The following is a 13,232-nucleotide window of genomic DNA, read 5'->3' as shown; positions in this document are numbered from 1 at the left end:
CCACACAATATGTTTGGAGACATTTAGCCTGAACAGTGAGAAGGATCACGATTTAAACAATTTATATAAATTCGCTCGTCTTATTTGACAAAGAATCAACATTTACCTTACATATAGGGCTAGCAAATAGACTAAATGCCGTTAATTAAGATTATCGGCAGGAAAAGCAAAAACAAAAGTTATGAAATAATTGTTATCCATACAAAGTTTAGTGTTATTGTGGAATAAAACAACAATAGAACATAACATCGACAGACCTGTTAACAACCTATAAGAATATTGTCGGCAAAAATTAAATTACATATGTTTGTGTGATAGCTGCCTGATTTCCTTCATGCACTAATGGCACAATGCCGTAAGACACAGTATAACGCTAAGATTAGGTTGTTAGGGGTTGATTATCGCGCGCTAAGGAGACAGTAAATGGCTGATAACAAAGCTAAGCTAACCATTGAGAGTGCTGGCAGCAGTGAAAAATCTATTGACTTGGGTATCCTAACTCCAACATTAGGCCAACCGGTTATTGATGTACGAGCGCTTGGTTCTAAAGGGTATTTTACCTACGATCCCGGCTTCACATCCACCGCGTCTTGTGAATCAAAAATCACCTTTATTGACGGTGATAAAGGTATCCTACTGCACCGTGGCTTCCCGATTGATCAGCTTGCGACGCAATCGACCTACCTCGAAGTTTGCTATATTTTGCTGTATGGCGAGATCCCGACTGTCGAACAGTACGAAGAATTCAAATATACGGTGACTCGCCACACTATGATCCATGAGCAAATCACCCGTCTGCTGCAAGGCTTCCGCCGCGATTCACACCCAATGGCAGTGCTCTGTGGTGTTACTGGTGCGCTAGCTGCTTTCTATCATGATGCACTAGATGTTAATAATCCACGTCACCGTGATATTACCGCCTACCGTCTGCTGTCCAAAATGCCGACTGTCGCCGCAATGTGTTATAAATACTCCATCGGACAACCTTTTATTTATCCACGTAATGACTTGTCATACGCAGGTAACTTCTTGCATATGATGTTCGCTACACCGTGTGAAGAATACAAAGTAAATCCGGTGCTAGAACGTGCAATGGACAGAATTCTTATTCTACATGCTGATCACGAACAAAATGCATCGACTTCTACCGTGCGTACCGCTGGCTCTTCTGGCGCTAATCCATTCGCCTGTATAGCGGCAGGTATCGCATCACTATGGGGACCAGCACATGGCGGGGCTAACGAAGCCTGCTTGCGGATGCTCGAAGAGATCAAAACCGTAGAGCATATTCCTGAGTTTATTAATCGCGCTAAAGATAAAAACGACTCATTCCGTCTGATGGGCTTTGGTCACCGCGTTTATAAAAATCATGACCCGCGAGCCACAGTCATGCGCGAAACCTGCCATGAAGTTCTCACCGAACTGGGCCTAAACGACAGTTTGTTAGAAGTGGCTATGGAGTTAGAACGCATCGCATTAAACGACCCATACTTTATTGAGAAAAAACTGTATCCAAACGTGGACTTCTATTCAGGTATCATACTGAAAGCCATGGGAATTCCATCAACAATGTTTACAGTGATTTTTGCTATTGCTCGTACTATTGGTTGGATTGCGCACTGGAATGAAATGCATGATGACGGCCTAAAAATCGCTCGCCCACGCCAGCTTTATACCGGTTATGATAAACGTGATTTTAAAAGTAATACCGTTAACAGCCAAAAATAATTGCGGAAAAATACCGCTCAACTAACGGTCTAAAACTAAAGATATCTGTCCCTACAACAGAACTAAAACCCCACATTAGTGGGGTTTTTTATCTCTTATTTACAGCAATTATTTATACCCGCCGCCTATTTTAACTGACCAATTCTACCTATTATTTCTATTTAATCGACTCCATCAAGCCAATATCAAGCAGGTAAATGTAAAAAATATGATTTTACCGCCCCTATTTTCATCGATAAGTAGGTATATAAAATTTGTATAAATGCGACATTAATCACATTTCAGAATATTAATTAATCCAATTATTTGCCGATAAATACTAATTTTGGATGAATAAACCGCATATTTTAAGCGGATTAAATATTAGAAGAGCCAACTAGCGGGTTAATGATATGAATGATACTCAAAAAATTAGCTGATGCTGGGCTGGCATTGTGCGATTTATATTGGTTAATCAATAATTAGGCAAAATAAAAGCGGTCAACTTGACCACTTTAGCGAGGGAAGCTCAACTATAATCTATCGTCAGACAGGCTCATTAGGCTGGATTATCGATATCAACAAAAGTAACATCCAGATTATGTTCATCGGCTAACCATTTTCCCAGTGCCATAATACCAAAACGTTCGGTTGCATGATGCCCGGCAGAGAAGAAATGGATCCCCATTTCGCGCGCAATATGAATAGTTTGTTCAGAAACTTCACCGGTCACAAACGCATCCACACCAAACTCGGCAGCTTGTTGAATAAAGCCTTGCCCACCGCCGGTACACCAAGCGATTTGACGGATTTCATCTTTTGCATTATCGCCACAGTGCAATACTTTGCGTCCCATACGATGCTCTAAACGTGCAAGTAATTCTGCCGCTGGAATCGGCTGATCAAAAAAACCAAACGGTAGCAGAGGCTCAATATAACCATCCACTTTCACTCCCATTTGATAGGCTAATTGAATATTATTGCCATATTCAGGGTGTGCATCTAATGGTAAATGATAACCATACAAATTAATTTCATTACACAGTAAGGTTTGTAAACGCTTACGTTTCATTCCTTTAATAACGACCGGTTCATTTTTCCAAAAATAGCCATGATGAACAATAATCGCGTCCGCATCTAGCTCTACAGCTTTATCCAACAATGCTTGGCAAGCGGTCACGCCCGTGACAATTTTTTGTACATGCGGTCGCCCTTCTACTTGCAATCCATTAGGCGCATAATCCTGAAATTCATTAACTTTTAATTCATTATTAATCAGGTTTTCTAGAAATAAATTACGCATCGTTTCATCGTTTCATCCTTTTACCGCTTAATAAATCACACCTTGGCTATGTTTATAACGCCAATAACAGTTATTAATATTAGCACAAACCGCGCGATTACTCTCCGCAGAGAAAAAAACAATAATAGAAAATAAATAAAAAATTATAATACGACAATCATGTTGAGCACCTTACAGCACAGCGTTATTCATTATATTATTGGCGCTGAGCGACAGTACTTACATCATCTTGTCTAAAATTAGGGATACTAATATAGCTTTAAAATATAGCTTTGAAATATAACTTTAAAATATAACTTTGAAATATAGCTTAAAGAAAAATTTAGTGTGGAATTAATTGTCAGCCAGAGAGTTAATCATCAATAACCGCCCTAGGATACAAACGCTGCGGTAGGATGCCATCAATCAGCCAGCATAAAACTATTCATCTTAATTCTACGTATTAATTATGCCAACATCATTGCTTGTAACCGAAACTCATCATCCGTTATTTGCTATTTTTCTAGCGCTTGATTTTATACATTAGGTTTAGATAAACCCCCATTAAGAGCGTTTAGTCATTTCTAACGTCAATTCCGATTGCTCTAACCAAACGGGTTTATCACTTGTTTTGGCCCATACACGGTGCAAATAGCTATAAAAACGCCCGCGATCTCGGTAAAAGATCATAATTGGAAAAGCAAGAACGCCAACAATAATAGCGGCAGTACGGCGTAAGATAATCTGACGTTGGGTATATTCGCGATAATATGTCATCACCGATCCTCCTATAATATTACATCGTAGATAGTGGTTATTATTGGTAAATACATAGATTGGTAAATACTAAAAATAACCGCTTAAATAATTACTAACTTAAATCAATTAGGCTAGTACGCTGAAATTTTACGCCATGCCGCGTAATTTTACTACTCATCTGACCACTTTTTTTGTGATAAAAATCACTATAAAATGGTAATGCCTGTAATTAAATTACAAATAATAACAAATTGATATTATTTTATTATCATTTAGGTCATAAAATTAACATTACGTAAACAATCCCTTGCCGCTAATTTCGATTCAAAATGTCATACACATTTAAGTCAATATATTCTATCATTCCAACCTATTCATAATGAGAATGAGATTTATTGTCCATGAGCGTTTGGCTTATTTATGCATTACTATCAGCGATCACTGCTGCTTTAGTGGCTATTTTCGGAAAAATTGGTTTACAAAATCTAGATGCCAATACAGCAACTGCGATTCGTGCGGTTATCATGGCGATATTTTTAGTCGGTGTGGTGGTTGTTCAAGGCAAATTGAACTTGATCAGTGAAATTATTGCAAATAAAAAAGCCATTGTTTTTATTGCATTAAGTGGGATTGCTGGGGCACTATCGTGGCTATTCTATTTTTTAGCCATCAAAAATGGCAACGTATCTCAAGTTGCGCCAATTGATAAACTCAGTGTGGTATTTGCCGTTATTTTTGCAGTCATTTTATTTGGCGAAAAACTGTCGTTAGTCGCAGCCGGAGGCGTGGCATTGATCACCGCTGGCGCGTTAATGGTCGCTTTGGGCTAAATAAGCGCTAAATCTAAAAGTAACTAGTCGCTCACAATCAACTTTATCGCGGTATAAAATTAAACCAATTAAGTATTCTTACTCATAAAAAAACCCGCTAATGAAGTGACCCCATAAAGTTGGTCACTTCATTAGCGGGTTTTTAGTATGATAATTAAAAATAAACGCGATTAGCCTTTATTTTCAATCTTAGTCCAAGTATCTCTCAGACCAACCGTGCGGTTAAACACCAATTTATCTGTACTGCTTAGGCGATTATCAACACAGAAATAACCTTCACGCTCAAACTGATACGGTTTTTCTGGTTCAGCGCCACGTAATCCTGGCTCAACAAAGCCTTGGCGGATCACTAATGATTCGGCATTAATTGTTGATAAGAAATCTTCTTCTGCGCCTGGGTTTGGCACAGTAAACAGACGATCATAAAGACGAATTTCAGCCGGCGCTGCATGCTGAGCACTGACCCAATGAATAACGCCTCTTACTTTGCGACCATCGGCAGGATCTTTATTCAACGTATCAGCATCATAGGTGCAATAAATCGTGGTGATATTGCCTTCAGCATCTTTCTCAATACGCTCTGCTTTAATGATATACGCATTACGCAAACGCACTTCTTTATCCAGCACTAAACGCTTGTACTGACGGTTAGCTTCTTCACGGAAATCAGCCCGATCGATATAAATTTCACGACTGAAAGGCACTTGACGAGTTCCCATCTCCGGTTTATTCGGATGATTAGGCATCGTCAGTATTTCTTCGCCTTCTGGCATGTTTTCAATCACTAAGCGAACGGGATCGATTACTGCCATGGCGCGTGGTGCGTTTTCATTTAAATCATCACGAATACACGATTCTAATGAGGCCATTTCAACATTGTTATCTTGTTTAGTCACACCAATGCGCTGACAAAATTCACGGATTGATGCCGCTGTATAACCACGACGACGTAAACCTGAAACTGTTGGCATACGGGGATCATCCCAGCCATCGACAACTTTTTCAGTCACCAATTGGTTCAGTTTACGTTTTGACATCACGGTGTATTCAAGATTTAAACGCGAAAACTCGTACTGTCTTGGGTGACAATCAATCGAAATATTGTCTAATACCCAGTCATACAAACGGCGATTATCTTGGAATTCAAGAGTACACAGTGAATGAGTAATCCCTTCCAATGCATCAGAAATACAATGGGTAAAATCGTACATCGGGTAGATGCACCATTTATCGGCAGATTGGTGATGATGAGCAAATTTAATCCGATAAATAACCGGATCGCGCATCACAATAAAAGGTGATGCCATATCAATTTTAGCTCGCAAACACGCAGTACCTTCAGCAAATTCACCGGCACGCATTTTTTCAAATAGCGCTAAGTTTTCTTCTACTGTTCTGTCACGATATGGGCTATTTTTGCCCGGTTGCTTTAACGTGCCACGGTATTCACGAATTTGTTCTGGGCTAAGTTCATCAACATAAGCTAAGCCTTTGTTAATCAGCTCAATTGCATATTGATAAAGTGTATCGAAATAGTCCGATGAATAATGAACCTTTCCGCTCCACTCAAATCCTAACCATTTGACGTCATTCTGGATAGAATTAACATATTCCACATCTTCTTTCACTGGATTGGTATCATCAAAACGCAAATTACATTGCCCTTGATAATCTTTCGCGATACCAAAATTCAGGCAGATTGATTTAGCGTGTCCAATATGCAAATAGCCATTTGGTTCTGGGGGAAAACGCGTATGAACAGTCGTATGTTTTCCAGTGGCCAGATCTTCATCTATGATCTGACGAATAAAGTTTGTTGGGCGGGCATCAGCCTCATTCATTGTCATCATTCCTCAATGCAAAAGCGCGATAATAACCGTGTATATTCTACTATAAAACAGTAGGAAACAACCGTTTGATGTTATTCGCGGGGGGAAAAGCTAAATTTATTATTCAGTATGAAATAATTCAACTTTATTTGAAAGTTATTCTGCAATATATATTGCTATTACAATACGATGAATAACCTAATTTTTTCACTTTATCATGCCACAGTTAATTATTTTATCATTGGTGGCTAAAAGACAAAAAATGATAGCTAAGAGTAAAAAATCAAATCAACAAAATAAAAACAGGGAAGACTTCGCTCCCCTGTTTAACAACGATAATTTAATCGCTACGGCTTATTAGCGGCGACTTAACCGTCAATATAAACCGCCTTTATTTAAGGATCCGATATAGAACCGTTTCACCGGCTTTAACTTCGCCAGTTGCCAGAATTTCTATCTCAGCATAATCGTCGATATTACTAATAATTACAGGGCTAATCATTGACTTAGCATTAGCGTTTAAATACGCCAAATCTAAATTCAAAATAGGCTGTCCAGCGTCAACTACTGTACCTTCCTCGACTAAACGCGAGCAACCTTTACCTTTCAATGCCACAGTATCAATCCCCATATGGACTATCAGCTCTACGCCATTATCGGTTTCAATACAAAAAGCATGATTAGTTTCAAAGATTTTAACCACTGTTCCTGCGGCTGGTGCTAAAACTTCGCTGCTAGTCGGTTTGATAGCCACGCCGTCGCCAACAATTCGGCTAGAAAAAGCTTCATCAGGCACATCATCCAGTGCATATAATTGACCACTGACCGGCGCAACTAACGATAATACCACTTCGCCTTTGGCTTTTTTAACCTCCGCTTGCTGTTGTGGCTGAGAAGCTACAGCCACGCTTGCTGCTGCAACCGGACCTTTAGCGATAACTTCACCCATTGCGCTAGCAATTAATTCTGCTCGCGTACCGACAATCACTTGAACACTTTGCTTATTTAAACGAATGACACCAGAAGCGCCTAAACGTTTAGCAACGGCATCATTGACACGTTCGGAATCTTTTACCGCCAAGCGTAAACGCGTTATACACGCATCAATATTAGTAATATTTTCGCTGCCACCCACCGCAGCAATATATTGACGAGCTTCTTTTTGAATATCAGTATCAGTTGTATCTGCCGGGCTTACATTTTCATCATAACCATCGACAGTTTCATCTTCTGCATTCTCTTCACGACCAGGTGTCATTAAATTGAATTTTTTAATCACTGTACGGAAAATAATATAATATAAGCAGAAGAAAACTAAGCCCTGAACAATCAACATATACCAATGAACAGCTAATGGATTACGCGATTGCAACAGCATATCAACCAGACCCGCACTGAAGCCAAAGCCTGAAATCCACTCCATCGTTGCAGCAATATAAACCGAAACCCCGGTTAAGAACGCATGAATAACATACAGTACTGGCGCCACAAACATGAATGAGAATTCTAAGGGCTCAGTGATACCAGTAAAGAAGGCGGCGAAAGCCCCCGCCATCATAATACCCGCCACTTTAGCTTTATTTTCAGGCTTAGCACAATGATAAATAGCTAATGCCGCTCCCGGCAGACCAAACATCATCACCGCAAAGAAACCTGCTTGGTAACGACCAGTAATTCCCGGAGTCGCTAAGCCTTCTTCAATTGATTTAGCACCACCAAGGAAATTAGGAATATCGTTAATGCCCGCAACATCAAACCAAAATACCGAGTTCAATGCATGATGTAAGCCAACAGGAATTAATAAACGGTTAAAGAACGCATAAATCCCTGCACCGACCGAGCCGAGATCTTTAATACTTTCACCAAAAGCCACCAGCGCGTTATAAATGAATGGCCATACATACATTAAAATGAAAGCCAATAAAATCATTAAGAACGAAACAAGGATCGGAACCAAGCGCCGCCCACTAAAGAATGACAACGCGCGAGGTAGCTCAACACCGCTATAGCGGTTATACAATTCAGCAGACAACACACCGACTAGAATGCCGACAAACTGGTTATTAATATGATTAAATGCCGTAGGTACCTGATCTAAAGGTATGCTCATTATCATTGAATAAGAGCCCGGGGCGCAGAGTGTAGTGACAACCAGGAATCCCACAAAGCCGGTTAATGCTGCCGCACCATCTTTATCTTTCGACATCCCGTAGGCAATACCGATAGCAAACAATACCGACATATTATCGATAATGGCCGCACCGGATTTGATTAATAAGGCAGCAATCGCACTATTTGCTCCCCAACCGTTAGGATCGACCCAGTAACCAATCCCCATTAAAATTGCAGCAGCCGGTAATACCGCGACCGGGACCATCAATGCCCGCCCTATCCGCTGTAAATAGCTCAGAATATTCACTAAATTCCCCTTTTATAGCCCATAGTTACGGGATTTTATTTGGCCTAATTCTTTTTAAGCAGTATTAAGTTAACTCAATAAAGAATTATATATGTATGTACCGCAATACATAGTTTAAATTAATTATTTCGCGATGCGAAAAAAATAACACTCAAATGTGATTAACTTCAAGATAAAAATTAATCAACAGCGCAAAGTACTAGCAAACTAACGCAACTTATTTTAAGATGAAAATTATCTTATCTACTGGATTTACCCGAACGACTCATAGAGAATCACGTTCCCTACGCAATATATACAATAAATTAATATATTGAAGGAACATCTTGCAACTTAATTGATTTATTTGAGGAAACTTAATCATGAGGCTTCTACCTCTAGCAAATGCGAAAGATGTTGGTATCTGGTCTGCTCAATATATCGCCAACAAAATCAATGCATTTAATCCAACAGCCGAACGTCCTTTTTTATTGGGATTACCGACCGGTGGCACACCGTTAGCGACTTACCAAGCCTTAATAAAACTATATAATCAAGGTCAAGTCAGCTTTAAACACGTGGTCACGTTTAATATGGATGAATATATTGGTATTCCTGCTGATCATCCACAGAGCTACCATACATTTATGCATGAAAACTTTTTTAACCATATTGATATTCCCGAAGAAAACATCAACCTTCTTAATGGAAATGCAGCCGATGTCGAGGCTGAATGTCAACGTTATGAAGATAAAATTCGTAGCTACGGAAAAATTAATTTGTTTATGGGTGGGGTAGGCAATGACGGCCATATTGCCTTTAATGAACCTGGTTCTTCATTGTCCTCACGTACTCGGATTAAAACTTTAACCCCCGAAACTCGTGTGGCTAATTCACGTTTCTTTGATAATGATATCAATCAAGTTCCTAAATATGCATTAACTGTCGGTGTTGCTACATTAATGGATGCGGAAGAACTTATGATTTTAGCTACCGGTGCCAATAAAGCGATGGCGGTACATGCGGCAATTGAAGGATCTGTCAATCATATGTGGACGATTAGCTGCGTACAAATGCATCCAAAATCAATCATTGTATGTGACGAAAATGCTACGCTCGAATTAAAAGTAAAAACCTTAAAATATTTCCGCCAATTAGAAGCTGATATTATTAATCAATTTAGCTAATCAATTTAGCGCTAAATAATTCAATCACCCGGCCTGCGCAGTACAGTACAGGTCGGTGTCCCTCATATTGCAGTAACCTCAGGAGGCTACATCGATGTATGCTTTAACTAATTGTATTATTTACACTGGTCATGAAAGACTAGAAAATCATGCGGTTATTATCGAAGGTGAATTGATTAAACAAATTTGTCCGGTCGATGAACTGCCCACCGAGCTAACTTGCCATGATCTGAACGGTGCAATTTTATCTGCAGGATTTATTGACTTACAAGTTAATGGCTGTGGTGGAGTGCAATTCAATGATAATTATGAAAATGTCAGCATTGAAAATTTAGAAATCATGCAACAATCCAACCAGCAGACCGGCTGTACTAGCTATCTGCCAACATTAATCACCTGCTCCGATGAATTAATGAAGCACGGTATCGATGTAATGAGCCAATACCTAAAAACTAATAAAAATCAGGCATTAGGATTACATCTTGAAGGCCCTTATATTAATTTAATTAAAAAAGGGACCCATAACCCTGAATTTATTCGTCAGCCTTCTGCTGAAATGATTGATTATCTGACTGCACATGCCAGTGCTATTACTAAAGTAACTTTAGCGCCAGAAATAGTTGGTAAGCAATTTATTCGTCAACTAACCGACGCTGGAATTGTCGTATCTGCCGGGCACTCTAATGCTACTTATGAAGAAGCACGCCAAGGTTTTCAAGCTGGTATCCGTTTCTCAACTCATTTATTTAATGCCATGCCTTATATTTCAGGCCGTGGTCCCGGTTTAGTCGGTGCAATTTATGATACTCCTGAAGTCTATGCCGGCATTATTGCTGATGGACTGCATGTACAATGGGCGAATATCCGCAGTAGTAAACAATTAAAAGGCGATAAGTTAATCTTAGTCACCGACGCGACAGCACCGGCAGGTTTGGATCCTAAAACCAGTGAAATGGATCATTTTATCTTTGCAGGTAAAACCATATACTACCGCGATGGATTGTGTGTCGATGAAAATGGCACACTCAGCGGCTCCTCATTAACCATGATTGGAGCGGTAAAAAACAGCGTTGAACATGTTGGGATTGCATTAGACGAAACACTTAGAATGGCGACTCTCTATCCGGCCCGTGCAATTGGTGTGGAAGAGCGCTTAGGCTCTATCGAGCCGGGAAAAGTGGCTAATCTAACCGCATTCAGCAACGATTATCGCGTTCTCGCCACTTTTGTTAACGGACAACAAGTCTATTGATAATGAGCAAATAATCTGATGAATTATAACCACTCGCTAAAGCAAATTGGTAACATCGATCTAGTCAAACAATTAAACAGTGCCATTGTTTATAGGCTAATCGATCAGCAAGGGCCCATCTCGCGCATACAAGTTGCCGAACAAAGCCAATTAGCCCCGGCGAGTGTGACTAAAATCACCCGTCAGTTATTAGATCGCGGTTTAATCAAAGAAGTGGATCAACAAGCATCCACGGGTGGACGCCGCGCAATTTCTATCGTTTCTGAGCACAAAAGTTTTCATACTATTGGAGTTCGCCTTGGCCGTTATGACGCCACTATCGCGTTATACGATTTAAGCGGCAAAGCCCTGTGCGAGCAGCATTATCCAATCCCTGAGTCAGAACAGCAACAAGTAGAAGATAAACTAATCGCTGCCTTAGAGGAGTTTATCAGCCATTATCAACGACGAATTAAAGAGTTAATTGCGATTTCAGTTATCTTACCGGGTCTGGTTAATCCAGATAACGGTATTATTTACTATATGCCACATATTAAAGTAAATAACTGGCATCTCGTCGATAATTTACAGCATCATTTCAAAGTAACCTGCTACGTTGGACATGATATCCGCAGTTTGGCACTGGCTGAAAATTATTTCGGCGCCACTCGGGATAGCGCTGATTCATTATTAGTCCGTATTCATCGAGGTACAGGCGCAGGGGTAATTATTAATAATGAAATACTTCTCAATCAACGCGGAAATTTAGGCGAAATTGGGCATATTCAAATTGATCCTCTCGGTGAGCCTTGCCATTGTGGTAATTTTGGCTGTTTAGAAACAATTGCCGCTAACCCAGCAATTGAACAACGGGTTCGTCAGCGTATCGAACAAGGTTATTCAAGTAGCCTGACCTTACAAAATTGCTCAATTAAAGCCATTTGCCAAGCCGCTAATAAAAATGATCCTTTAGCCACAGAAGTTATTCAAAATGTTGGGCGACAACTTGGTAAAGCAATTGCTATCGCTATCAATTTATTTAATCCGCAAAAAGTCGTTATTGCTGGTGAAATAACCGAAGCAGAAAAAATCTTATTGCCCGCAATTAAAAGCTGTATTCAAGCACAAACGTTAAAAGAATTTCGTGAGGATTTACCGATTGTCACCTCTCAGTTGGTTCATAACTCCGCAATAGGAGCATTTGCCCTCACCAAACGCGCTATGCTCAACGGAGAGCTATTACAATTATTATTAGATAGCTAAATATAACTTGATGTATAAAATGGTCTGTAAACGATACAGGCCATATCGGGTGTTTCAATCGTTTGCCTTACACCTCTATTTGCTGTACTGCTTGATTGTTTGGCTATTTTTTTCTTTTTCTCCACACGTCTTCTCCTCACATCCGAAGAATTAATCTGTAACACCGTAGCCTAATTTTCATATCATCGATTAATATAATCTTGTACATCGATGGCATACTAAATTTCCACGACATGACCTCACACTGATAACCTAACATTCAGGCATTTTTATTATTGAGCTATAACCGGCTTTTTGATCTGACGATTATATTGGACTTTAATATTACGCTATCACGATAAACTTTCTGTTTTAGGCCATTTTATTTTTATCGATTAAAATGAATTAAACTGGCTAAATGATCAATTCATCCTTGTTTTTTGATTAATTTGACGACAAAATGATTATTGAACAAACAAACAAACACATTTCTACAAGTTTTTTTAAAAAAGCAGTTGACGAGTTTGTCTGTAATACGCATAATGCGCCCCGCAACGCCGATGAAGGTTTGCAGAAAAAAAGATGGCTATGTAGCTCAGCTGGTTAGAGCACAACACTCATAATGTTGGGGTCACAGGTTCGAATCCCGTCATAGCCACCATCTTTTTTATTTGCGGGAGTGGCGAAATTGGTAGACGCACCAGATTTAGGTTCTGGCGCCGCAAGGTGTGCGAGTTCAAGTCTCGCCTCCCGCACCATTTCCTTCT

9 protein-coding genes and 2 tRNA genes are annotated in these 13,232 nt (G+C 39.7%); 7 read left to right on the top strand and 4 right to left on the bottom strand.

Going from position 1 to position 13,232, the window contains the following annotated elements:
* Window positions 1-423 precede the first annotated feature (423 nt).
* Complete coding sequence (locus tag MNY66_RS03830) at window positions 424-1,728, top strand: citrate synthase (RefSeq protein ID WP_047255742.1); 1,305 nt, start codon at window positions 424-426, stop codon at window positions 1,726-1,728.
* 538 nt (window positions 1,729-2,266) lie between these two features.
* On the opposite strand, the gene MNY66_RS03825 is transcribed toward MNY66_RS03830, so the two are convergent.
* Window positions 2,267-3,010, bottom strand: coding sequence for a type 2 GTP cyclohydrolase I (locus tag MNY66_RS03825; protein ID WP_047255743.1), 744 nt, complete (start codon window positions 3,008-3,010; stop codon window positions 2,267-2,269).
* A 543-nt stretch (window positions 3,011-3,553) separates the two neighbouring features.
* Window positions 3,554-3,766, bottom strand: a complete 213-nt coding sequence (locus tag MNY66_RS03820; RefSeq protein ID WP_047255744.1) for a YbfA family protein — start codon at window positions 3,764-3,766, stop codon at window positions 3,554-3,556.
* Window positions 3,767-4,149: 383 nt separating this feature from the next.
* On the opposite strand from MNY66_RS03820, the gene MNY66_RS03815 reads away from it, so the two are divergent.
* On the top strand, window positions 4,150-4,578 hold the full coding sequence (locus MNY66_RS03815; RefSeq protein WP_047255745.1) for an EamA family transporter: 429 nt from the start codon (window positions 4,150-4,152) through the stop codon (window positions 4,576-4,578).
* 170 nt (window positions 4,579-4,748) lie between these two features.
* Here MNY66_RS03815 and glnS read toward each other — a convergent pair whose 3' ends face one another.
* Together glnS and nagE are read right to left on the bottom strand one after the other, a co-directional pair.
* Complete coding sequence (glnS, locus tag MNY66_RS03810) at window positions 4,749-6,419, bottom strand: glutamine--tRNA ligase (protein WP_241501465.1); 1,671 nt, start codon at window positions 6,417-6,419, stop codon at window positions 4,749-4,751.
* Window positions 6,420-6,798: 379 nt separating this feature from the next.
* A complete protein-coding gene (gene nagE / locus MNY66_RS03805; RefSeq protein WP_241501464.1) occupies window positions 6,799-8,826 on the bottom strand; it encodes an N-acetylglucosamine-specific PTS transporter subunit IIBC in 2,028 nt (675 codons plus the stop codon).
* A 362-nt stretch (window positions 8,827-9,188) separates the two neighbouring features.
* Between nagE and nagB the strand changes: the two genes are divergently transcribed.
* The 5 genes from nagB (at window position 9,189) to MNY66_RS03780 (ending at window position 13,223) form a co-directional block, all read left to right on the top strand.
* Complete coding sequence (nagB, locus tag MNY66_RS03800; RefSeq protein WP_241501463.1) at window positions 9,189-9,992, top strand: glucosamine-6-phosphate deaminase; 804 nt, start codon at window positions 9,189-9,191, stop codon at window positions 9,990-9,992.
* 94 nt (window positions 9,993-10,086) lie between these two features.
* A complete protein-coding gene (gene nagA, locus MNY66_RS03795) occupies window positions 10,087-11,244 on the top strand; it encodes an N-acetylglucosamine-6-phosphate deacetylase (RefSeq protein WP_241501462.1) in 1,158 nt (385 codons plus the stop codon).
* An 18-nt stretch (window positions 11,245-11,262) separates the two neighbouring features.
* A complete protein-coding gene (gene nagC, locus MNY66_RS03790) occupies window positions 11,263-12,486 on the top strand; it encodes a DNA-binding transcriptional regulator NagC (protein WP_241501461.1) in 1,224 nt (407 codons plus the stop codon).
* 563 nt (window positions 12,487-13,049) lie between these two features.
* Window positions 13,050-13,126, top strand: a tRNA-Met gene (locus MNY66_RS03785).
* Window positions 13,127-13,138: 12 nt separating this feature from the next.
* A tRNA-Leu gene (locus tag MNY66_RS03780) sits at window positions 13,139-13,223 on the top strand.
* Window positions 13,224-13,232 lie beyond the last annotated feature (9 nt).

Origin of the sequence: Moellerella wisconsensis (genome assembly GCF_022592395.1) — a bacterium.
In the GTDB taxonomy this organism is placed as follows: Bacteria; Pseudomonadota; Gammaproteobacteria; order Enterobacterales; family Enterobacteriaceae; genus Moellerella; species Moellerella wisconsensis.
The sequence above is the reverse complement of the archived record's forward strand: the minus strand, read 5'-3'. Positions and strand labels throughout refer to the sequence as shown.